The sequence below is a fragment of the Rhizobium sp. BK379 genome (assembly GCF_014193955.1).
In the GTDB taxonomy this organism is placed as follows: Bacteria; Pseudomonadota; Alphaproteobacteria; order Rhizobiales; family Rhizobiaceae; genus Rhizobium.
Map to the genome: position 1 here is coordinate 213,102 of NZ_JACIAD010000006.1, position 23,070 is coordinate 236,171.

20 protein-coding genes are annotated in these 23,070 nt (G+C 61.6%); 13 read left to right on the top strand and 7 right to left on the bottom strand.

Going from position 1 to position 23,070, the window contains the following annotated elements; translation table 11 throughout:
* Positions 1–4: 4 nt before the first annotated feature.
* The 3 genes from FHT93_RS24970 to FHT93_RS24980 all read right to left on the bottom strand — a co-directional run bounded on the left by FHT93_RS24970 (position 5) and on the right by FHT93_RS24980 (position 3,836).
* The gene (locus FHT93_RS24970) at positions 5–1,615 is read right to left on the bottom strand and encodes a carboxyl transferase domain-containing protein (protein WP_183849924.1); all 1,611 of its coding nucleotides are present in this window, start codon (positions 1,613–1,615) and stop codon (positions 5–7) included.
* The gene (locus tag FHT93_RS24975; protein WP_183849926.1) at positions 1,612–2,757 is read right to left on the bottom strand and encodes an isovaleryl-CoA dehydrogenase; all 1,146 of its coding nucleotides are present in this window, start codon (positions 2,755–2,757) and stop codon (positions 1,612–1,614) included. The genes FHT93_RS24970 and FHT93_RS24975 overlap by 4 nt, the downstream gene beginning before the upstream one ends.
* Before the next feature lie 65 nt (positions 2,758–2,822).
* Positions 2,823–3,836 carry an AraC family transcriptional regulator gene (locus tag FHT93_RS24980; RefSeq protein ID WP_112971738.1) on the bottom strand — a complete coding sequence of 338 codons (1,014 nt, stop codon included), beginning with the start codon at positions 3,834–3,836 and terminating at the stop codon, positions 2,823–2,825.
* A 137-nt stretch (positions 3,837–3,973) separates the two neighbouring features.
* Between FHT93_RS24980 and FHT93_RS24985 the strand changes: the two genes are divergently transcribed.
* Genes FHT93_RS24985 through lpdA form a run of 7 tightly spaced genes read left to right on the top strand, consistent with a single transcriptional unit; the run spans position 3,974 to position 12,036 of the window.
* Complete coding sequence (locus FHT93_RS24985; RefSeq protein WP_183849928.1) at positions 3,974–4,741, top strand: 3-hydroxyacyl-CoA dehydrogenase; 768 nt, start codon at positions 3,974–3,976, stop codon at positions 4,739–4,741.
* Positions 4,742–4,763: 22 nt separating this feature from the next.
* Entirely contained in the window at positions 4,764–5,951 is a 1,188-nt protein-coding gene (locus FHT93_RS24990; protein WP_183849929.1) for an acetyl-CoA C-acyltransferase, read from the top strand.
* Between the two features lie 15 nt (positions 5,952–5,966).
* Positions 5,967–7,094, top strand: a complete 1,128-nt coding sequence (locus tag FHT93_RS24995) for an acyl-CoA dehydrogenase family protein (RefSeq protein WP_112971735.1) — start codon at positions 5,967–5,969, stop codon at positions 7,092–7,094.
* Positions 7,095–7,154: 60 nt separating this feature from the next.
* Positions 7,155–8,387 carry a thiamine pyrophosphate-dependent enzyme gene (locus FHT93_RS25000; protein ID WP_183849931.1) on the top strand — a complete coding sequence of 411 codons (1,233 nt, stop codon included), beginning with the start codon at positions 7,155–7,157 and terminating at the stop codon, positions 8,385–8,387.
* 1 nt (position 8,388) lies between these two features.
* A complete protein-coding gene (locus FHT93_RS25005) occupies positions 8,389–9,402 on the top strand; it encodes an alpha-ketoacid dehydrogenase subunit beta (protein ID WP_112546437.1) in 1,014 nt (337 codons plus the stop codon).
* A gap of 3 nt (positions 9,403–9,405) precedes the next feature.
* The gene (locus tag FHT93_RS25010) at positions 9,406–10,635 is read left to right on the top strand and encodes a dihydrolipoamide acetyltransferase family protein (protein WP_183849933.1); all 1,230 of its coding nucleotides are present in this window, start codon (positions 9,406–9,408) and stop codon (positions 10,633–10,635) included.
* A gap of 3 nt (positions 10,636–10,638) precedes the next feature.
* Positions 10,639–12,036 (top strand): dihydrolipoyl dehydrogenase, encoded by a 1,398-nt coding sequence (gene lpdA, locus FHT93_RS25015; RefSeq protein WP_183849935.1) that lies wholly within the window; start codon positions 10,639–10,641, stop codon positions 12,034–12,036.
* A gap of 13 nt (positions 12,037–12,049) precedes the next feature.
* Here lpdA and FHT93_RS25020 read toward each other — a convergent pair whose 3' ends face one another.
* Positions 12,050–13,099, bottom strand: coding sequence for a LacI family DNA-binding transcriptional regulator (locus FHT93_RS25020; RefSeq protein WP_183849936.1), 1,050 nt, complete (start codon positions 13,097–13,099; stop codon positions 12,050–12,052).
* A gap of 347 nt (positions 13,100–13,446) precedes the next feature.
* Here FHT93_RS25020 and FHT93_RS25025 point away from each other — a divergent pair, with 347 nt between their 5' ends.
* Genes FHT93_RS25025 through FHT93_RS25050 form a run of 6 tightly spaced genes read left to right on the top strand, consistent with a single transcriptional unit; the run spans position 13,447 to position 20,058 of the window.
* Positions 13,447–14,553, top strand: coding sequence for a mandelate racemase/muconate lactonizing enzyme family protein (locus tag FHT93_RS25025; protein ID WP_162732750.1), 1,107 nt, complete (start codon positions 13,447–13,449; stop codon positions 14,551–14,553).
* Between the two features lie 27 nt (positions 14,554–14,580).
* On the top strand, positions 14,581–16,179 hold the full coding sequence (locus FHT93_RS25030) for an ABC transporter substrate-binding protein (protein WP_183849938.1): 1,599 nt from the start codon (positions 14,581–14,583) through the stop codon (positions 16,177–16,179).
* Between the two features lie 33 nt (positions 16,180–16,212).
* Complete coding sequence (locus FHT93_RS25035) at positions 16,213–17,148, top strand: ABC transporter permease (RefSeq protein ID WP_112546499.1); 936 nt, start codon at positions 16,213–16,215, stop codon at positions 17,146–17,148.
* Entirely contained in the window at positions 17,148–18,056 is a 909-nt protein-coding gene (locus FHT93_RS25040) for an ABC transporter permease (protein ID WP_113213062.1), read from the top strand. The genes FHT93_RS25035 and FHT93_RS25040 overlap by 1 nt, the downstream gene beginning before the upstream one ends.
* Complete coding sequence (locus tag FHT93_RS25045) at positions 18,053–19,045, top strand: ABC transporter ATP-binding protein (RefSeq protein WP_183849940.1); 993 nt, start codon at positions 18,053–18,055, stop codon at positions 19,043–19,045. Before FHT93_RS25040 ends, FHT93_RS25045 begins: the two co-directional genes overlap by 4 nt.
* Positions 19,042–20,058, top strand: coding sequence for an ABC transporter ATP-binding protein (locus FHT93_RS25050; protein ID WP_183849942.1), 1,017 nt, complete (start codon positions 19,042–19,044; stop codon positions 20,056–20,058). The genes FHT93_RS25045 and FHT93_RS25050 overlap by 4 nt, the downstream gene beginning before the upstream one ends.
* 12 nt (positions 20,059–20,070) lie before the next feature.
* Here FHT93_RS25050 and FHT93_RS25055 read toward each other — a convergent pair whose 3' ends face one another.
* The 3 genes from FHT93_RS25055 to FHT93_RS25065 form a co-directional block, all read right to left on the bottom strand.
* A complete protein-coding gene (locus tag FHT93_RS25055) occupies positions 20,071–20,307 on the bottom strand; it encodes a hypothetical protein (protein ID WP_113115763.1) in 237 nt (78 codons plus the stop codon).
* A gap of 133 nt (positions 20,308–20,440) precedes the next feature.
* Positions 20,441–22,378, bottom strand: coding sequence for an SARP family transcriptional regulator (locus FHT93_RS25060; RefSeq protein ID WP_183849944.1), 1,938 nt, complete (start codon positions 22,376–22,378; stop codon positions 20,441–20,443).
* Between the two features lie 19 nt (positions 22,379–22,397).
* A complete protein-coding gene (locus tag FHT93_RS25065) occupies positions 22,398–22,856 on the bottom strand; it encodes a helix-turn-helix domain-containing protein (protein WP_112971724.1) in 459 nt (152 codons plus the stop codon).
* Positions 22,857–23,070 lie beyond the last annotated feature (214 nt).

The following is a 23,070-nucleotide window of genomic DNA, read 5'->3' on the forward strand; positions in this document are numbered from 1 at the left end:
CACCTCACATCCGAAAGAGGCCGAAACGCGGCCCTTTGGGGATAGGTGCATTCAGGCAGGCGGAAAAGGCAAGGCCAAGCACATCGCGCGTCTGGCGCGGATCGATGATGCCGTCGTCCCACAGACGTGCGGTGGCGTAATAGGGATTGCCCTCGGCCTCGTAGCCGGCGCGGATCGGCGCCTTGAAGGCTTCTTCATCTTCGACTGGCCACGTCTCCCCGCGTGCTTCCATCGCATCACGGCGGATGGTGGCAAGTACGGAAGCCGCCTGCTCGCCGCCCATCACGCTGATGCGGCTGTTCGGCCAGGTGAAAAGGAAGCGTGGGCGATAGGCTCGGCCGCACATGCCGTAATTGCCAGCCCCGAAACTGCCGCCGATGATGACGGTGACCTTGGGCACCGTGGCTGTGGCAACTGCGGTGACGAGCTTCGCCCCATCCTTCGCGATGCCGCCCGCCTCATATCGTCCGCCGACCATGAAACCTGATATGTTCTGCAAAAACAGCAGCGGCACGCGGCGCAGGCAGGCAAGCTCGATGAAATGTGCGCCCTTCAGCGCGCTCTCGGAAAACAGCACGCCATTGTTGGCGATGACGGCGACCGGCAGGCCCCAGATACGGGCAAAACCGCAGATGAGCGTCGTGCCATAGAGCGGCTTGAACTCATGGAACTCGGACCCATCGACCACCCGGCCGATGACCTCGCGCACGTCGTAGGGCGAGCGGACGTCCTCGGGGATGATGCCGTTGAGATCTTCGGGATCGAGCTTGGGTGGGCGAGGGGCCTGGATGTCGATATCGACCGACTTCACGCTGTTGAGACTGGCGACGATATCGCGCACGAGAAGCAGCGCATGCTCGTCGTTTTCGGCGATATGATCGACGACGCCGGAGCGCCGGCCATGGGTCTCGGCGCCGCCGAGCTCCTCGGCCGAAATGATCTCGCCGGTCGCGGCTTTCACCAATGGCGGGCCGGCAAGGAAGATCGTGCCCTGGTTGCGTACGATGACCGTCTCATCGGACATGGCTGGCACATAGGCGCCGCCGGCCGTGCAGCTTCCCATCACGCAGGCAATCTGCGGAATGCCTTCCGCCGACATTTGCGCCTGATTGTAGAAAATCGCCCCGAAATGATCGCGGTCGGGAAAGACCTCGGCCTGATGCGGAAGATTGGCGCCGCCACTGTCGACGAGATAGATGCAGGGCAGCCGGTTCTGCATGGCAATTTCCTGAGCCCGCAGATGTTTCTTTACCGTCATCGGAAAATAGGCGCCGCCCTTCACCGTCGCATCATTGGCGACGATCATCACCTCGCGGCCGGAGACGCGGCCTATCCCGGTGATGATGCCGGCACCCGGGGCTTCATCGCCATACATGCCGTTTGCCGTCAGTGTGCCGATCTCCAGGAACGGGCTGCCGCCGTCGAGCAGCAGCTGGATGCGGTCGCGCGGCAGTAGCTTGCCCTTGCTCGCGTGGCGCTCGCGGGCCGCTTGCGAGCCGCCCTCGCGGGTCTTGGCCGAGCGATCGTAGAGTTCGGCGATCAGTCCCTTGTTCTTGACGCTGTTGGCTTTGAAGGTTTCGCTGTCGCGATCGATCACTGAGGAAATCGCCGTCATGATGCGATGAGCTCCCGACCGATCAGATAGCGTCGAATCTCGTTGGTCCCGGCGCCGATATCGTAAAGCTTGGCGTCGCGCAGAAAGCGCTCGACCGGCCACTCCTTGGTATATCCGGCGCCGCCAAGCGCCTGGATTGCCTCCAGCGAGACCTTTACAGCATTTTCGCTGGCAAAGAGGATGGCGGCTGCCGCATCCGAGCGTGTCGTGCGGCCGGCATCACAGGCACGAGCGACGGAATAGACATAGGCGCGAGACGAATTCAGCGCGACATACATATCGGCGATTTTGCCCTGCATAAGTTGAAAGTCACCGATTGCCTTGCCGAATTGTTTGCGCTCCCGCACATAGGGCAGCACCACGTCGAGGCACGCTTGCATGATCCCGAGCGGGCCGGCGGCAAGCACAGCGCGTTCATAATCGAGGCCTGACATCAGGATCTTCACGCCATCGCCTTCCCGACCCATCAGAGCTTCCGCCGGCACTTCGCAATCCTGAAAGACCAACTCCGCCGTATCGCTGCCGCGCATGCCGAGTTTGGAGAGCTTCTTCGAAACGCTGAAGCCTGGCAAACCCTTCTCGATGATGAAAGCTGAAATGCCCTTCGGTCCGGCGGCCGGATCGGTCTTCGCGTAGACGACAAGTACGTCGGCATGAGGTGCGTTGGTGATCCAGAACTTCGTCCCGTTGAGGACGTAGCGATCACCCTTGCGCTCCGCCCTGAGCCGCATGGAAACGACGTCCGAGCCGGAACCGGCTTCGGACATGGCAAGCGAGCCGACATGCTCGCCCGAAATCAGCTTTGGCAGATAGCGGTGTTTCTGCTCCGGTGCCGCCCAGCGGCGGATCTGGTTGATACAGAGATTGGAATGAGCGCCGTAACTCAGCCCCACGGAGGCCGATGCACGCGATACTTCCTCCATGGCAACGACATGCTCGAGGTAGCCGAGACCAGCACCGCCGAGCTCCTCCTCGACAGTGATGCCATGCAGACCGAGCTCCCCCATCTTCGGCCAGAGCTGGCGGGGAAACGTGTTGCTTTCGTCGATCTCCGTGGCGAGCGGAGCAATATTGTCAGCGGCAAAGCGCGCCGTCGCATCACGGATTGCATCCGCGGTTTCGCCCAACGAAAAATCAAACATGGCATTCCTCCCGCTAAAATATGTAGCGCGGGTTGCGGCCGGTTCAAAGCTCCCTTCAACGAAGCCTATTCCCATTGCGCCGATTTTGCCTCTTCACGGCGGAAGGCCTCGGGACTCTTGCCTATCCATTTCTTGAAGGCGCGAAAGAAGGCACTAGGCTCGGAATAGCCGAGCTGCACGGCGATTTCGCCGATCGTCTTCTGGGTGTTCATCAGCATGTCGACGGCGAGATCGCGGCGGATATCGTCCTTGATGCCGGCATAGCTCTGGCCCTCGTCGTGCAGGCGGTGTCGCAGTGTCGAGGAGGGCATGTGCATGTCTTTCGCCAGTGTTTGAAAACTCGTCCAGGCGGCGGGAGAGGTCTGGGAGAGGCGGCGGCGCACCGCAGCGGCGATGCCGGCATCATAGCGGTAGCGGACAAGGATGTTGGCCGGGGCGCCGCGCAGGAACTGCTTCAGCGATTGTTCGCTGCGCGAAATCGGCAGATCGAGCATGGCGCTATCGAAGCCGAGCCGGCTGATCGGCTGCGAGAAGCGTACCGGGGCGCCGAAGAAGAGCCGGTAGTCGGCACCCTGGCCAGGTTCTGCGCAGCGAAAATCGACGAGCCGGATCGGGATGCGTCGGCCGACCAGCCAGCAGATGATGCCGTGAAGGAGTATCCAGTAAGTGCGGTAGGCGAAGGCCGAGCGCGGTTCGCCGGCGTCGCGCAGCTCGATCTGAGCCAGCCCGTCGCGGACGACGAGCGTGCCGCGCGGATCGTCCAGCACCACATCGAGGAAACGCAAGGCCCGCCGCAGGGCATGGCCGAGGGTGGGCGCGTGCAGCACGCAATGGCAAAGCAGCGTGAAACTGCCGCTGCGCATCGGCCGGGCGCCCATGCCGAAGAATTCGTCGTCGAGTTCGGCGGCGATTGCTAGCCAGAGCGCACCATAGACTTCGGCCGAAACCGGCTGACTGATCTGCTCGGGCAGGCCGAGTCTGGCCAGGATCGGCGCGGTCGGCCTCCCCAGTCTTCGCAGGCTGTCGAGGGCTTCCTCGACAAAGCCTGGCGCAATCATGCGTCGCTCGATTTCAGCCATTGCCGCTCCGCCGCCTGTGGCAAAATTGGCCGCGATAATGCGGCAATTCTGTCATCGCTTGCAATAGGGTGAGGGATTAGAATTCCATTTCAGGTAGACTCTGGAGGGAATGTCTGCTGGGCAAGGAGGAGCGATCCGTGCAGATCAGCGGCGCAAATTTCATCGTTACCGGCGGCGGCTCCGGGCTTGGGGCGGCAACGGCGCGTATGCTCGTCGAAGCTGGCGGTCGCGTGACGATCGCCGATCTCAATCTTGACGCAGGCGAGGCGATTGCCCGCGAACTGGGGCAGGGCGCGCGCTTCATCAGGGCCGATGTGACGGACGAAAAAGACGGCTCTGCTGTCATCGCCGCAGCTGTCGATGCCTTCGGTCCGCTTCGCGGGCTTATCAATTGTGCCGGCGTGGCACCGGCCGAGAAGGTCGTCGGCCGCGATGGGCCGCACCGGCTGGAAAGCTTCGTCCGGACGATCAGCATCAATCTCATCGGCACTTTCAACATGATCAGGCTCGCGGCCGCTGCCATCCAGAACGCAGAGCCGGATGCCGAAGGCGAGCGCGGCGTGATCGTCAACACGGCTTCGGCTGCCGCCTTCGACGGACAGATCGGGCAGGCGGCCTATGCCGCGTCCAAGGGCGGCGTCGCTGCAATGACGCTGCCGATTGCCCGCGAGCTTGCCCGCCATGGTATTCGTACCGTGTCGATTGCGCCCGGCATTTTCGAAACGCCGATGATGGCCGGCATGCCGGCCGAGGTGCGCGAAGCACTCGGCAAGAGCGTGCCGTTCCCGCCGCGGCTTGGGCATCCAGCCGAATTTGCCGCGCTGGTGCGCCATATCCTGGAAAACAGCATGCTGAACGGCGAGGTCATTCGCCTCGACGGCGCATTGCGCATGGGCGCGCGCTGAGCGCTAGCCCGAAGGAGGAAACATGACGCTGCAGGATCCCATCGTCATCGTCGCCGCGGCCCGAACGCCGATTGGCAGCTTTCAGGGTGAACTCAAGGATGCCGCCGCCCCCGAACTGGGCGCAGCGGCGATCCGCGCAGCGCTTGAACGCAGCGGTGTTGAGGCTGATGCAATCGAGGAGGTCGTTTTCGGCTGTGTCTTGCCGGCCGGTCAGGGCCAGGCGCCGGCTCGCCAGGCGGCGATCCATGCCGGATTGCCCTTTGCCACGGGCGCCAGCACCGTCAACAAGATGTGCGGCTCCGGCATGAAGGCCGTCATGATGGCGCATGACCTGATTGCCGCCGGCAGCGGTTCTATCGCGGTCGCCGGCGGCATGGAAAGCATGACGAACGCGCCCTATCTCCTTGATCGTGCCCGTGCTGGTTACAGGCTCGGCCATGGGCGGGTCGTGGACCATATGTTCCTCGACGGGCTGGAGGACGCATATGACAAGGGGCGCTTGATGGGCAGCTTCGCGGAGGATTGCGCCGAAGCTTATCAGTTTACGCGCGAGGCGCAGGACGCCTATGCGGTCACGTCGCTGAGACGAGCGCAGAAAGCGATCGCCGAGGGCCGCTTCGATAAGGAGATCGTGCCGGTAACGGTGAAATCCGGCAGGACCGAGCAGATGGCGAGCGTTGATGAGCAGCCCGGCAAGGCAAAGCCGGACAAAATCCCCACCCTGAAACCTGCTTTTCGCGATGGCGGCACGGTGACGGCCGCCAATTCCAGTTCGATTTCCGATGGTGCCGCCGCACTTGTTCTGATGCGCCGTTCGGAGGCGGAGCGCCGCGGCCTCAAGCCGCTGGCCACCATCCTCGGCCACGCCACACATTCGCAAGCGCCCAATCTCTTCGCCACGGCGCCGATCGGTGCCCTGCAGAAGCTCTCGGACCGCACCGGCGTGCCGCTTTCCGGGGTGGACCTCTTCGAGGTCAACGAAGCCTTTGCCGTCGTTGCCATGGCGGCGATGCGTGATCTCGACCTGCCGCATGACAAGGTGAATGTGCATGGCGGCGCCTGCGCGCTCGGCCATCCGATCGGCGCGTCGGGTGCACGCATTCTGGTGACGCTGCTGTCGGCGCTCCAGCGTTACGACCTGAAGCGCGGCATGGCTGCACTTTGCATCGGTGGCGGTGAAGCGACCGCTGTCGCTCTCGAGCGGCATTAAGGGAGGGGCGCGCTGATGATCCTTACCGAACTTCAGCAGCAGATCCGCGATCTCGCCCGCGACTTCGCTCAGGAAAGGCTGGCGCCGGGAGCGGCGAAGCGCGACCGGGAATCTCTTTTTCCGCGTGAAGAATTGAAGGAAATGGGCGAACTCGGTCTGCTCGGCATGCTGGTGCCGGAAGCCTATGGCGGATCCGACACCGGTGTCATCGCCTATGCCGCAGCACTCGAAGAAATCGCCGCCGGTGACGGACCATGCTCGACCATCATGAGTGTGCATAGCTCGGTCGGCTGCGTGCCGATCCTCAAATTCGGCAATGATGATCAGCGGCAGCGCTTCCTGCCGAAGCTTGCGAGTGGCGAATGGATCGGTGGTTTTGCGCTGACGGAGCCGCAGGCAGGTTCGGATGCTTCGAACCTCAAGACGCGGGCGCGCCGCGATGGCGATCATTATGTGCTCGACGGCGCCAAGCAATTCATCACCTCAGGCAAGAACGGCCAGGTCATCATCGTCTTTGCCGTCACCGATCCCGATGCCGGTAAGAAGGGTATCACCGCTTTCATCGTGCCGACCGATACGCCGGGCTACGAAGTGATCCGCGTCGAGGAAAAACTCGGCCTGCATTCTTCCGACACATGCCAGATTGCCTTCAGCGGGATGCGTATTCCCGACGAGCTTCGGCTTGGCGAAGAGGGCGAGGGCTATCGCATCGCCCTTGCCAATCTCGAGGGTGGACGGATCGGTATTGCGGCGCAGGCCGTCGGCATGGCGAAGGCTGCCTTCGAGGCGGCGCGCGATTATGCCCGCGAACGCAGCGCCTTCGGCAAGCCGATCGTCGAGCATCAGGCCGTCGGATTCCGGCTCGCCGATATGGCAACGCGGATCGAGGCGGCGCGGCAGCTGGTCTTCCACGCGGCCTCACTCCGCGAAGCAGGACTGCCATGCCTGTCGGAAGCGTCGATGGCCAAGCTCTTTGCCTCCGAGATGGCCGAGCGCGTCTGCTCAGATGCGATCCAGATCCACGGCGGCTACGGCTACATGGCCGATTATCCGGTGGAGCGCATCTATCGCGACGTGCGCATCTGCCAGATCTATGAGGGTACGAGCGACGTGCAGCGCATGGTGATTGCCCGCAACCTATAACAATAAGGTCCGGCTTCTGGAGGAGAGGAGCGGGGCTGCTAAAGGGAGGAAAAAGACCAGATGGTGGAATCCGCTCGTTTGAGCCTGCATGTCCCCGAACCCGCCGTCCGTCCGGGCGGTCATCCCGATTTTTCCAACGTCAAGATCGCAAAGGCCGGCTCCGTGCCGCGGCCGGAAGTCGATGTCGCATCTGAAGACATCCGAGATCTCGCCTATTCTATCATCCGCGTGCTGAATCGCGACGGTGAAGCTGTCGGTCCCTGGGCCGGCTCTTCGGCCGATGAGGAGTTGCTGACGGGGCTTCGCAATATGATGAAGCTGCGCGCTTTCGATTCCCGCATGCTGATGGCGCAACGGCAGGGCAAGACATCCTTCTATATGCAGCATCTCGGCGAAGAGGCGGTCAGCTGCGCCTTCCGCAAGGCGCTGCAGAAGGGCGACATGAATTTCCCGACCTATCGTCAGGCCGGCCTCTTGATTGCCGACGACTATCCGATGGTCGAGATGATGAACCAGATCTACTCGAACGAGAGCGATCCGCTGCGCGGGCGCCAGCTTCCCATCATGTATTCCTCCAAGGAGCACGGCTTCTTCACCATTTCAGGCAATCTTGCCACGCAATATGTGCAGGCGGTCGGCTGGGCGATGGCCTCGGCGATCAAGAATGACAGCCGCATCGCAGCCGCCTGGATCGGCGATGGCTCGACGGCGGAATCGGATTTCCATTCGGCTTTGGTCTTCGCCTCCACATACAAGGCGCCTGTCATTCTCAATATCGTCAACAATCAGTGGGCGATCTCCACCTTCCAGGGCATTGCGCGCGGCGGTTCGGGCACTTTTGCGGCTCGCGGTCTCGGCTTCGGCATTCCGGCGCTGCGCGTCGATGGCAATGACTATCTCGCCGTCCATGCCGTCGCTCGCTGGGCGGCGGAGCGGGCGCGTCGCAATCTCGGCCCGACGCTGATCGAATATGTCACCTATCGCGTCGGCGCCCATTCCACGTCCGACGATCCAAGTGCTTATCGCCCGAAGACGGAATCGGAAGCCTGGCCGCTCGGCGACCCGGTCCTGCGCCTGAAGAAGCACCTGATCGTCAGAGGCGTCTGGTCGGAGGAACGCCATACCCAGGCCGAAGCGGAGATCATGGACGAGGTGATCGAGGCGCAGCGCCAAGCCGAGGCGCACGGCACGCTGCATGATGGCGGCAAACCATCGGTGCGCGACATTTTCGAAGGCGTTTATGCCGAGATGCCGCCGCATATCCGCCGTCAGCGGCAGAAGGCGGGGTACTGACATGGCCCGGATGACGATGATCGAGGCGGTGCGCAGCGCCATGGATGTCTCGATGGCACGCGACGACAACGTCGTGGTCTTCGGCGAGGACGTCGGTTATTTCGGCGGCGTCTTCCGCTGCACGCAAGGCCTGCAGGCGAAATACGGCAAGACGCGCTGCTTCGACACGCCGATCAGCGAATCCGGCATTGTCGGCACGGCGATCGGTATGGCCGCCTATGGGCTGAAGCCCTGCGTCGAGATCCAGTTCGCCGATTATATGTATCCGGCATACGACCAGCTTACGCAGGAGGCCGCGCGCATCCGCTATCGCTCCAACGGCGATTTCACCTGCCCCATCGTCGTGCGCATGCCGACCGGCGGCGGCATCTTCGGCGGTCAGACGCATAGTCAAAGTCCCGAGGCACTGTTTACCCATGTCTGCGGCCTGAAGGTCGTCGTGCCCTCCAACCCCTATGATGCCAAGGGCCTTTTGATTGCCGCGATCGAGGATCCTGATCCCGTCATGTTCCTGGAGCCGAAGCGGCTCTACAATGGGCCTTTCGACGGTCATCATGAGCGGCCTGTTACACCCTGGTCGAAACATGATCTCGGCGAAGTGCCGGAGGATCATTATACGATCCCGATCGGCAAGGCCGAGGTGCGACGCACGGGCTCGGCCGTGACCGTCATCGCCTATGGCACGATGGTGCATGTGGCGCTTGCCGCTGCCGAGGATGCGGGCATCGATGCGGAAGTAATCGATCTCCGGAGCCTCCTGCCGCTCGATCTCGATACGATCGTCAAATCCGTCACCAAGACCGGCCGCTGCGTCGTCGTGCATGAGGCCACATTGACCTCGGGCTTCGGTGCCGAAATCGTGTCTTTGGTGCAGGAATATTGCTTCTATCAGCTCGAAGCCCCCGTCGTGCGTGTCGCCGGCTGGGATACGCCCTATCCGCATGCACAGGAATGGGATTATTTCCCTGGACCCGGCCGCGTCGGGCGCGCGCTTGCCGAAGTGATGGAGGCCTGAACCATGGGCGAATTCATCATCAAGATGCCCGATGTCGGCGAAGGTGTCGCCGAGGCGGAACTTGTCGAATGGCATGTGAAGACCGGCGATCCGGTGCGCGAGGATATGGTGATTGCCGCCGTCATGACCGACAAGGCGACCGTCGAAATTCCCTCGCCTGTCAGCGGCATCGTAACCTGGCTTGCCGGCGAGGTGGGCGACCGTATCGCGGTGAAGGCGCCGCTCGTGCGGATCGAGACGGCAGCGTCGATCGCAGACGCAGAGCCCGCAGCCGTTGCTCAGCCAAAAGCGGCCGAGCCGGTCAAAGTTGAAACTCCGAAGCCCGTGCCAAAAGCACCAACGCCGGCAACTCCGCCGGACGAAAAGCCGCTAGCAGCTCCGTCGGTCCGGCTCTTCGCCCGAGAAAGCGGCGTGGATCTCCGGCAGGTGCAGGCTACCGGCCCGGCTGGGCGCATCCTGCGCGAGGATGTCGAGCAGTTCCTTAATCAGGGCGCGGCACCCGCTCCGGCGCGCGCCGGCTTCGCGAGGAAAACGGCGACCGAGGAGGTCAAATTGACCGGTCTTCGCCGCCGTATTGCCGAAAAGATGGTACTTTCCACCTCGCGTATTCCCCACATCACCTATGTGGAAGAGGTGGATATGACCGCCCTCGAAGAGCTGCGCGCCACGATGAATTCCAACCGCAAGGCGGAGCATCCCAAGCTGACGGTTTTGCCCTTCCTCATGCGGGCGCTCGTCAAGGCGATTTCCGATCAGCCCGATGTCAACGCCACTTTCGATGACGATGCCGGCATCATCACGCGCCATGGCGCCGTGCACATCGGCATTGCCACACAGACGCCGGCAGGACTTACCGTGCCTGTCGTGCGCCATGCCGAAGCGCGCGGCATCTTCGATTGCGCCCTCGAAATGAACCGGCTCGCGGAAGCGGCGCGCTCGGGTACGGCGACGCGAGACGAGTTGTCGGGTTCGACCATCACCATCAGCTCGCTCGGGGCGCTTGGCGGTATCGTCTCCACACCTGTCATCAACCACCCGGAAGTGGCCATCATTGGCGTCAACAAGATCGCGACGCGACCGGTCTGGGATGGCACGCAATTCGTGCCGCGCAAGATGATGAACCTGTCCTCCAGCTTCGACCACCGCATCATCGACGGCTGGGATGCGGCGACCTTCGTGCAGCGCATCCGCACGCTGCTCGAAACGCCGGCGCTCATTTTCATCGAAGGCTGAGCCATGAAAGAGATTGTTTGCAAGCTCCTCGTCATCGGCGCCGGTCCCGGTGGTTATGTCTGCGCCATCCGCGCTGGCCTGTTGGGAGTCGATACCGTCATCGTCGAGGCGGGCAAGCCGGGCGGCACCTGCCTGACGGTCGGCTGCATTCCCTCCAAGGCGCTAATCCACGCGGCCGAGGAATTCGATGCCACCCAGCGCATGCTGGCGGGCAAAAACCCGATGGGCATCCGCGTCGAAGGCGCTTCCATCGATCTGACGAAGACGATCGGCTGGAAAGACGGTATCGTCGGTCGGTTGACGAGCGGCGTCTCCGGCCTGTTGCAGAAGGCGCGCGTGAAGATCGTCCACGGTCGCGCGCATTTCCGCGATGGCAAGACGGTCGAGGTGGAAACGGAGACGGGCCAGCAGATCATCCGCGCCGAGACCGTCGTCATCGCGACCGGCTCCGATCCGGTAGAGCTTCCGAACCTGCCCTTCGGCGGTCGGGTCATCTCTTCCACCGAGGCATTGTCGCTGAGGGAGTTGCCGAAGAACCTTGTCATGGTCGGCGGCGGATACATTGGGTTGGAACTCGGGATCGCATTCCAGAAAATGGGATCGCAGGTAACCGTAGTCGAGGCAACCCAGCAGGTCCTGCCGCAATATGATGCCGAACTCGTGCGGCCCGTCATGCGCAAGATGACTGAACGCGGCATTCTTCTATTGACCGGTGCAAAGGCGATCGGCCTTTCCGATGCCGGCGAAGGGCTTGTCGTCGAAACGCCCGACAACCGACAGCAGACGCTTGCCGCGGACCGCATTCTTGTCACTGTCGGTCGCCGTCCGAGAACGGCGGGATCGGGGCTTGAAGAACTCGATCTCGACCGCGCCGGCCCCTTCCTCAGGATCGACGATCGCTGCCGCACCTCCATGCGCGGCATCTATGCCATCGGCGATGTCACAGGTGAACCGATGCTCGCGCATCGGGCGATGGCGCAAGGGGAGATGGTCGCCGAGATCGTTGCCGGAAAGAAGCGGGCCTGGGACAAGCGCTGCATCCCCGCAATCTGCTTCACCGATCCGGAAATCGTCAGCGCCGGCCTGTCGCCGGCAGAGGCGCGTAGCCAGGGATATGAGATCAAAACCGGCCAGTTTCCCTTCAGCGCCAATGGCCGCGCCATGACCATGCTCTCCGAAGACGGCTTCGTGCGGGTGGTGGCGCGGGCCGATACCAACCTCGTTCTCGGCCTGCAGGCGGTTGGCGCAGGTGTATCCGAACTCTCGGCTGCCTTCGCGCTCGCCATCGAAATGGGCGCACGGTTGGAGGATATTGCTGGCACCATCCATGCGCACCCGACCCGCAGCGAGGCCGTGATGGAGGCAGCGCTGAAGGCACTTGGCAACGCGCTTCATATATAGGCTCTAGGCGGACTTACCGGGCCTTCTGCTCGACGCCAGTCGAGCGCCGCTCGACAAGCTCTCCGGAAAGGCGGATCGTCGTCGCGGCCCTGAGAAGCGCCGACGTATCACCCTCGATCATTTCGACGACGACGCGTACGATTTCGTCGACGGGTTGGCGGAAAGTGGTGAGATTGTAGTGCGGCCAGCCGGCCATCGGGATGTCGTCGAAACCGGCGACGAAGATATCGTCGGGAACACGGCAGCCGGCCTCCTCCCGGAGTGCATCGATGCCGCCGATCGCCAGAATGTCGTTGGCGAAGAAGATGGCGTCGGTGCTTTTCTTCGCGGCGATTTCAAGGGCGGCTGCGCGGCCGGCATGATAGCTGTATTCCCGCCCCTCGATCTGTGCGCTCAGCGTCATGCCGAGCTCGGCAATGCGCGTGACGAAGCCGTTCTGCCGTTCCCGGTTGGTGGTCGTGTGACTGAGGCCGGCGACATAGGCAACCCTGCGAGCGCCTTGCTTGTAAAAATGATCTGCAATGGCGCGCGCGCCCTCAACATTGTTGCAGGCAACACAGCTGAGGTTCGTCTCTTCGATGACGCGGTTGATCAGGATGGCCGGCCGGCCTTCCGTCGCCCAGCTCAGCGTCGCGCCCGACAGGATCGTTGCGGAAATGACGATAACCGCATCGACATTGTAGCGTCGCAATGCTGAAAGCTGCTCCTCGAGATTGGACCCCTTGGCGATGTTGAAGAGCAGGCTCTGCAGGCCGATGCGCTGCAGTGCGCGGGAGAGTTTTTCGATCAGGCCGGGGTAGAAGGGGTTCTGCATGTCGGAGACGACGATGCCGATAATGTTCGTGCGGCTCTTCGAGAGCATGCTGGCGATCGCATTCGGCTGATAGTCGACTTCTGCCGCATATTTCAGGATTCGCTCGCGCAGATCGGCTGCGATGCTTGCGCCTGGTGTGAAGGCACGCGAGACTGCCGATTGGCTGACGCCAAGCATGCGCGCGAGCTCGCGGGCCGTAATCGGCTTTGACGGTTCTCCGTGCAAGGATGGCAATCCTTGTTTGCGCATGATCCAATTCCCCGATCGCCGCTCTCTACCTTCTCTTTTCTTTTTGCATTCGGATGCAAGAATTTCAACTACTTCTTATACGCTGTGGCTCGCTCGTTCCTCATGAGCTCTTTTGGCTTCCGAATATCGGGGTCGGGCTGCGTTGTAGCATCAGGAAGCCAGCGAAATAAGGCGTCCTTTCAACTTTAAGCGTCTGATATCCAGCAGAGAGCACTCTTGCTGATTCTGACATAAAACCTATTCCAATTTCAGTTCAATCACCATGTTGCATACGGATGCAAAGTGGAAGATGCTTTTGGTAACGACAACACCGGCGCTGAAAACGTCCGTTCTTCGAGGGAATGCCAGTGGGTACGATTATCAAGTCCGTTGAAGCTTTTCAGGTGAAGTGGGAGCCCAACGAGCCGCCGGGCCGCCGCACGGCTTTCGTGCGCGTAACCACGGAAGATGGCATCGTCGGCCATGGTGAAGCTTCGCCGATGATGGGCGGCGAGCACTCGCTTGGCGTCGTCAGGGATTTCGCAGCCTCGCTCGTCGGTGCGGATGCGCTCGACCAGGCGGTCCTCTACGATCGGCTGCTGCACAGATATGTAAAGCTTGGACCTGAAGGCGCTGTCACCGGCGCGCTTGCCGCACTTGATATTGCCCTCTGGGACATCAAGGGCAAGCACTTCAACCAGCCCGTCTACAAGCTGCTTGGCGGCGCCTGGCGCACCGAACTGCCCTTCTATTCGTCGGTCGGCAATAATGCCGGGCGCACCGTCGATGAAACCGTTCGCGTGGTCGAGCAGCGTTGGAAGGCCGAAAAGCCGGCCGCCATCAAGATCCGCTGGGACGGTGACCGCACCCGCCAAGACTATGATATTCCTGGTGACATCGCCAAGGCGAAGGCCGTGCGCAAGCTCGTGGGGGATGATTTCCCTCTCGCGTTCGACGCCAACAACCAATATTCGGTTGGTGGCGCCATCCGCGTCGGCCGTGCGCTCGAAGAGCTTGGTTATGTCTGGTTCGAGGAGCCGGTTCAGCACTATAACGTGCGCGCCATGGGCGAGGTCGCCCAGCGTCTCGACATCACCGTTTCCGCCGCCGAACAGTCCTACACGACCCAGGCAGTCGTCGACATGATCAATGCCGGCGTGCGCATGGTACAGCCTGACATCGTCAAGATGGGCGGCATTACCGGTCTCATGCAGTGCGCCGCGATCTGCTTTGCCCACGGCGTCGAACTCGTCCCGCACCAGACCCAGCCGACGATCGCCCATGTGGCGAACCTGCATGTGCTGGCAACGCTGATGCACAACACCAAGCCCGCCGAATTCTCCGATCCATCGACACGCATGCATGTCGGCTTCGCCAATCCGCCGATCCCGGAAGACGGCAAGTTCAAGGTGCCGTCCGGCCCGGGCCTCGGCCTGATCGTCAACGACGCCGAGCTCGACAAGCGGCGAAGCTGAATATTCTGACACATGGGAGGAAATGACATGAACCTGAGAAGACGCCAGTTTCTGGAATTGAGCGCGGCCACGGCTGCAATGAGCATGCTCGGACCCGCTCTCGCCCGTGCGGCGAACGATCCCGACACTATTCGCATCGGCATTGCCGCCAACGGCCCGCGCACCAGCGATCCGAACTACACAACACAGGGCGGCGATAACTGGGCGACCGAGCAGATGTACGAACAGCTCGTTCGCCCGGATGACGGCACGTTCGCGACGACGCCGGACCAGTACCGGCCCACGCTCGCCACCGAATGGTCGGCCTCGTCGGATGCCAAGACCTGGACCTTCAAACTCCGTCAGGGCGTGCAGTTCCACAAGGGTTTTGGTGAAATGACGTCCGAAGACGTCGTCTTCTCCTTCAAGCGCGCCATGGCCGACGGCACGAACAAGCCGATCCTGTCCAACATCGCCGACGTCGTCGCCACCGGACCCTATGAGGTCGTGATTACGCTGAAGAATTCCGACGTGAACCTGCTGGGCACGTCGATCTTCCTCAACAATACGGCGATCGTTTCCAAGAAGGCCATCGACCAGATGGGTGCGGAGAAGTTCAAGACCGATGCAGTCGGCACCGGTCCCTACGAACTTACGCGTTTCGACAGCAAGTGGGGCACGGCGCTGAAGCGTCACGAAGGCTATTGGGGCGAAAAGGCCAAGGTCGGCAAGGTCGAGTCCGTCTATATCGCGGACACCACGGCGCGTACGCTGGCACTCCTGGCGGGCGATGTCGATATGATCGAGGCCGTGCGCGCACCAGGCTGGGTCGACTCCATGCTCCAGCGCGACTCCACGCTGCTGTTCGACATGACCTCGCCGGGTTCGTTCAATACGCTGCACATCAACCTGAAGCGCAAGCCTTTCGACAATATCAAGGTGCGTCAGGCGATCATGTATGCGGTCGATCGTCATGCGGTTGCCGAGGCCATGAAGCCGATGGGCGGCTTTACCGCCGACCTGCAGCCTGAAAATTTCCCGGGTGGCTTCAAGACCGAGGATCTGCCGCCGGAGCTTCAGTACAATTATGATCCTGACAAGGCCAAGGCCCTGCTTGCAGAAGCTGGCTTCCCTGACGGTTTCGATTTCGAGAGCAATGTCAGCCAGCGCGAGGATTATGCCTCGATCATGCTGATCGTGCAGGAGCAACTGCGTGCCGTCGGCATGCGCATGAACCTGCATATCGGCGACCACACCGCTTATCATGCTGACAATCAGCACGACAAAAACACGCTGGCCCTGCATTCCTCGAGCTACCCGCCGATCCCGACGCAGCTCTACACCCAGCAGCTTTCGACCAAGGCGGAAGTCAAGCCGGATGGATCTGGCGGTATCAACTACAGCCACTACGGCGTGGTGATCCCGGGCATCGACGACCTGCTCGCCAAGGCCCTGCAGGCAACCGACTACAAGTCCTATGTCGATTACTGCCAGCAGATCGAGCTTCAGGTTCTGCGTGACCTGCCGTTGATCGGCATGTCCACGCTCTCCTTCACGGTCGCCCGCAATGCCCGTCTCGACCTCGGCTACAAGGTGCAGAGTGGCTATGCGCGCTGGCGCTTCCACCACGCAACCAAGAAGGCCTGATTTCCAGGTCGCGATGAATGCGGGTGAATGACCATGGCTAGATATTTTCTCCTCCGGCTGGCGGATGCCATTCCGACAATCTGGCTGGTGCTCACGCTCGTGTTCATCGCGATGCGGATCCTGCCGGGCGATCCGGCGATTGCGGCTCTGGGAGACATGGCTCTCCCGGAGCAGCTTGCAGCCTTCCGCCACCAAATGGGGCTCGATGTGCCGCTCTGGCAGCAGTACATCAACTTCCTTCGCGGCGTGCTCAGCCTCGATTTCGGCCAGTCCTACATGAATGGCGAACCGGTGCTGAACCTGATCGCCGCCAATCTGCCCTATACGATCGAACTCACTGTCGTGGCGATGATCATTGGCGTCGGTGCCGGCGTGCCCTTCGGCGTAGTGGCGGCAACCCATCGTGACAGGTTGCCGGATTCCGGCATGCGCGTCTTTTCCCTTCTCGGTTATGCCATTCCGGATTTCTATCTCGGCGCGCTTCTCTTGATCGGCTTTGCATTGAACCTCGGTTGGTTCCCGATCAATGGGGGCGGCGATGGGTTCATGGATCGCATGTACCATATCGTGCTGCCGGCCCTGACGCTCGCACTTGTCAAGGCGGCCTTCATCGGCCGGCTGTCGCGGACTGCGCTTCTGGAAACGCTCGGCAAAGACTATGTCCGCACCGCCCGCGCCAAGGGTGCCCGCGAACCTCGCGTCATCTATCGTCACGGTCTGCGCAATGCGCTTCTGCCGCTCTCGACCGGCATGGGCCTCAGCCTGCTTGCCACGCTGTCCGGTTCGGTCGCCGTAGAGCTGGTCTTCAACAGGCCCGGCCTCGGGCGCATGCTCATCCAGGCGATCAACGAGCGTGACTATGGCGTCATCCAGGGCGGCGTCGTTGTCTTCGCGCTTCTCGTCCTTTTGATCAATCTGGTGATGGATCTCCTCTACATCGTCATCGATCCTCGCATCCGGGTGAAATAATGAGCATCATCACTCAAACACCTGGGTCTGCTCTACAGACCTCCGAGCAGCCTCTGCTGGCACCAGCACCTGGTTTGCTGTCGCTCTTGTCGAAAACGCTGCTGCACCGGCCCTCGACCCTCTTCGCGCTGGCGATTGCACTCGTCTTCTTCGTGATCGCAGTCTTCGCACCGGTGCTTGCGCCCTATGATCCGCTCGCCCAGAGCATCCTCTCGATCAACAAGGCGCCCTCGGCCGCACACTGGCTCGGCACCGACCAGTTTGGGCGCGACGTTCTCTCGCGCATGATCCACGGTTCACGCAATTCGCTGCTCTTCGGCCTGATCTCGCCGGCGCTCGCCGCGCTGCTCGGTACCGCACTTGGCGTAACAGCCGGTTATTTCGGGGGCCTGATCGATCGTATCATCAGCCGGTTCATCGATTTGCTGCTCGCCTTCCCGGAACTGCTGCTCGCGATCATCATCGCAGCCGTGCTCGGTGGCGCCTTCTGGAACATCATCGCCGTCATTACGGTCGCGTTCATTCCCGGCTTTGCCCGTGTCGCTCGTGCCTCGACCCTGTCGGTCAAGCAGGAGCCGTATGTGGAAGCGGCAATCGCCGTCGGCGTGCGCACGCCCGTTATCATCTTCCGCCATATCATCCCGAATATCGCAGCTCCCATCGTCGTACTGATGACGCTTTGGGTCGCGTCTGCCATCCGCCTTGAGGCCTCGCTCAGCTTCCTCGGCATCGGTACCCGCGCCCCCAATCCAAGCTGGGGCAATATCATCCGTGATGGTCTCAACAATCTCTTCGGCTCGCCCTGGCCGATCATTGCCGCCGGTTTTGCCATCACCTGCGTCGTGCTGTCCTTCAACCTGATCGGCGACGCGGTGCGTGACATGCTGGATCCGGAGACGAGCCAATGACATTAAAAACGCAGTCTCCGTTGCTCAGGGTCGATAATCTCGCCGTCGAATTCGGCCCGAAGGATTCCCCGATCCGCGTCGTGAGTGGCGTCTCCTTCGAGGTCGAGGCCGGGGGGGCGGTCGGTATCGTCGGCGAGTCTGGTTCCGGCAAGTCGATCACGTCGCTATCGATCATGGGGCTGATCCCGAACCCGCCAGGCCGTATTGCACAGGGTCGTATTGAGCTTGAAGGCGTCAACCTTCTCGATCTGCCGAAGACGAAATTGCCGGAGATCCGCGGTCGCGATATCGCGATGATCTTTCAGGAGCCGATGAGTTCTCTGAACCCGGTCATGACGATCGGCGACCAGATCGGCGAGGCGATCAAGCTGCATGAGAGGATGAGCCGTCAACAGCGCCGCGCCCGCATCATCGAGCTTCTGAAACTCGTCGGCATCCCCAATCCGGAAGGCCGCCTCGATGCCTATCCGCACCAGTTCTCCGGCGGCATGCGCCAGCGCGTGATGATCGCCATGGCCGTTGCCTGCAATCCGAAACTCTTGATCGCAGACGAACCGACGACGGCACTCGACGTTACCATCCAGGCCCAGGTTCTCGACCTGATGGCGAAGGTGCGCAAGACGCTGAACACTGCCGTGCTCTTGATTTCGCACGATCTCGGCGTCATCGCCGAAGTCTGCGATCGCGTCATCGTCATGTATGCCGGACGAGTGGTCGAGGATGCGGATGTCCGCTCGATCTTCAGGAACCCGAGCCATCCCTATACGCGCGGCCTGCTTCAGTCCATTCCGCGCCTCGACGACGAGCGCTCGCGCCTCTATCAGATTCCCGGTTCCGTGCCGCTTGCCGGCACCGTCAAGCAGGGCTGTCCCTTCTACGCCCGCTGTGGGAACCGGACCGACAGATGCGCGGCCGAAATGCCGCCCATGTTCACCATATCAGAAAGCCATAAGGCGGCCTGCTGGGTCACCGCCGGAGCAACAGCATGACAGAGATGAACAGCGCCGACGACCTGTTGATCGTCCGCAACCTCGGCAAGACCTTTTCCGATGCCGGCGGCCTGTCTTTTGCGAGTTCTTCCTCGGGCGGCGTACGCGCCGTCGACGGAGCCTCCTTTTCCGTCAAGCCGGGGGAAACGCTGGCGCTGGTGGGGGAATCTGGCTGCGGCAAGTCCACGCTTGGGCGCCTTCTGTTGCGGCTGATCCAGCCGACCGATGGTGAGGTGCTGTTCGAAGGGCGCGATATCACATCGCTGAGTGCGGCCGAGATGCGCATGATGCGCGCCAGGATGCAGATGGTCTTCCAGGATCCCTACGGCTCGCTCAGCCCGCGTCGTTCGATCGCTCAGATCATCTCCGAGCCGTTGGAAGTCTTCGGTTTGGCGAAATCGTCAAGGGAACGGCGTGACCGCGTCGCCGAACTGCTGACGCAGGTCGGCCTGTCCCCGAGCTTCATGGACCGTTATCCGCGCCAGTTCTCCGGCGGCCAGCGCCAGCGCATCGGCATCGCGCGTGCCATATCGGTCAATCCGAAATTTATCGTCGCCGACGAGCCGGTCTCTGCGCTCGATGTCTCGGTGCAGGCGCAGATCGTCAATCTGCTGCAGGATTTGCAGGTCGAACGAAAGCTCTCCTATCTCTTCATCGCCCATGACCTGGCGGTCGTACGCCACATCGCTGATCGCGTAGCGGTGATGTATCTCGGCAGGATCGTGGAGATCGGGCCGAAGAAGTCGATCTATTCCATGCCACAGCATCCCTATACGCAGGCACTGCTGTCGGCCGCGCCCGAGCCCGATCCGGATCGCAAGGCAAACCGTATCGTGCTGCAGGGCGACGTGCCGAGCCCGTCCCGCGTCCCGTCGGGATGCAGCTTCCACACGCGCTGTCCAATTGCGAGGGACATCTGCAAGGTCGAGCGTCCGGGCTTGCGCGAAGTATCGCCGAACCAGTTCTCAGCCTGCCATTTCGCCGTGCCCAATCCACTGACGCCGGCAGGGTGAAGTTATCGGCCTTCAGTGCACCAGGCCCGCCGGTGCATCTTCGATTGTTGCTTCGACTGGCAGGTTTATGCCGCTCTCGGAGAGATCCTGAAGCAACGCGCCAAGCGCGAGATCGAGGCAATAGACGGAGAACTCGGCATTGAGTTCCCGGGCGCTCTGCCGGGCGTAGGAAACGAGCCGTGCAAGCGATGCGATATCCCGAAGCCTTTGATCCTTCTCGGCACTCCCGATTTCGATTATGTCTTCCATTGCCGCTAATCTCCCCAGCCGTGTTGGAGGGAGTTCTAGCGGATGTGGTCAAGGAAAGCGCGTGACACGGGCGTGACACCATTCTGGATGGCGTATCGGGAGGCGGCAACTCGGTCGAGTCAGACCGGCGGAGCTAGAAGCCTGCCTTCAGCAAAGCCTCACGATACTGTTCCTTCTGCCACGCCTCCTTGAAGGGCACGAGGCTCAGCCACCTATCGACGTCGAAATCGGGATTGGTCTCGCGTGCCTTGCGCATGTAGAGGCGCGCATTTTTCATGTCGCCCAGCATTGCCCAGCAGGCTGCTGCGAGCCGGTCGGCCGGTGTGCGATCATCCATTCTGCCGATCGCATCCAGCGCTTCCTTATAGCGGAAGAGGGCAAAATTCGCGCCGGCCTCAGTCCAGAGATAATCTGTGGGGCTTAGCGGATTAAGCGAGATCGCCCGCTCGATCTTGGCGAGCCCATCGGCAGGGCGCGAGGCATGCACCAGCGTATCGGCATAACTCGCGATGCCGTCGGCATAATGGGGGCTCAGCTCTTCGGCGACTTTCAGCGCCACCACGCTTTCATCGAGATCGTTCAGATAAAGCTTGGCGATGCCGAGCTGGCGGAAGCCGGACGCGAGCGACGGGTCGGCGACGATCGCCCTGTTCGCATAATCTTCCGCAAGCCGGATCAACTCGCCATCGCCGCGCGCCGTCAGCAGCCATTCCATCAGGAAGGTATGCGCAAGGCCTGCGAGCGCCGGCGAGAAATGCGCGCTGTGCTGGACGGCGTCGCGGAACGCTTTGCGGGCGCGCCGGACATCCGGCAGGGAAAACCGCTTCATGTCCCGGAAACCCAGCAGATAGCTGTGATAGGCGGCCGGATTGTCTTCGAAAGCGCCGCGCACGGTCTCGTTCTGGCGGATCTGTCGGGAGAGCTCCTTGGCGATGCGCCGTGCGATCTCCCGCCGGTCAGCCATAAGGTCGTATTTCTCGAGGCTGAAGCGCTCGGCCCAGATGACCTCGTCGTTGGCGGCATAGACGAGCTGGACGAACAGAGACGGCGTGCCGCCGCCCGCTGTCAACCGGGTGTCGAGAACATAGGAGATCGAATGGCGCAGGATCATGCCGGCCCGGTCGGCATGGCGGGCGATTTGTGCGGCGGTATGGGGCGCGACGACCGAGACGTTGCTGAGGGCGCAAAGGCCGATGGTCACGTCCTCGATCAGCGCTTCAGAAAGCATCGGCCCAGGCCGGGTTTCAGCGGCCTCGACCGGCGGCAACAGGGCGAGCCGGGGCAGGGGCGCGGGTTTCAGGATGATGCCGCTCTCCACCGACGGCGCAGCCGCCAGCGTCGCCGGCCTGCTGGCGTCGAAAATCTTGCGCACTTCCTTCAGGGCCTGCAGATCAAGGCCGATGTCGAGCGAATGTTGTAGATCGTGGCTGCGGCTCTCAAATAGCTGCCTGGCGTTTTCCAGATGTCCCTCGGCCTCGTAGGCTTGCAGGAGGATATGGCGGATGTTTTCGTCATCAGGCGCATCGCGGAAGATCCTGAGCGCAGCCTCCTTGATGAGGCCGATATCGGCTCGCGAGCGCGCTTCCGGCAAGGCTCGCTTCACTGCGTCGACGAGGATTGCCATATGCCGGTTGCGCTCGTTTGATACCCATTCTCTTATGCTGGCGCTTTGATCTGCGAGTTCGGCGAGGAAATCCGTTTGCAACAGGGATACGAGCCTTCGCAGCACATCGAGCGGGCCGGCCGAGGATTGGGTATCAAGTTCGGAGCGATCTGCGACGAAGACCTCCCGTCTGATCCGGACACCGGTCGCGGTAAAGATCAGCAGCTCCGCGCCGATTTCTGCCTGCCTTGTCTGTACGCGCGAGATCATCTTGCGCAAATTCGCCATGATATCGGGATTGTCGGTGCTATCCCACAGGAAGCGGGCGAGTGTGCCGCGCGGACATTCTCTGTCAGGTCTGTCGAGCAGGTAACAAAGCGTCAACAGGCCTTTTTCGGGGAAGAATACAGGCTCTCCCGCCGCGTCCAGCAGTCGTAATGTACCGAATGACTCAAGCCGGAAGGACATGGGACGGTATCGTCTGCTTTCACTCTCTGCGGGTATCCGGCTCGTCAATTCGCGGCGCGTTCAGCGAAATGTCGCTGTTTTCGGACTGCGCCATCGCTTTGACCAGCGAGATGATCGTCTCGCGGATACGCCGGTCCTCGATCTTCATGAACGCCCTGTTGAGGACGAGACCTTCCTTCGACCGCAGAAATTCTGTGACCGGATCGACAGGAGCAGACAAATCGAGGCCGGCAAGGCTCGGCGCTTCCAAATCATCCTGCTCGAAAAAGAAAGCGGGCGAGGTGCGCAGCACTTCGGCGATCCTCTGCAGGCGGCTGGCGCCGATGCGATTGATGCCTTTCTCGTATTTCTGCACCTGTTGGAAGGTAACGCCGATCTGTTCGGCAAGCCGTTCCTGGCTCATGCCGAGAAGCTGCCTGCGCCTGCGCATGCGCATGCCGACATAGGTATCAATCGCGTTCGGTGTCTTGACGTTCATGGCCTACCTTCTGTCTCTTTCGTATTTTAATCCATTGACTTGTAGACGGCATCGCTGCGCTTTTCCACGGTTTGTTTTTGACAGCATATGATGGCCGATCTTAGTCGGCTCTGCTTTCTCCGACCCTTCGATGATCAAGGGTCCTCCTGGGAGATCAATTTTCATCTAAATCGCTAGAAAATTGGTATTCCATTCCGCGCTTGCCTTATCGGAA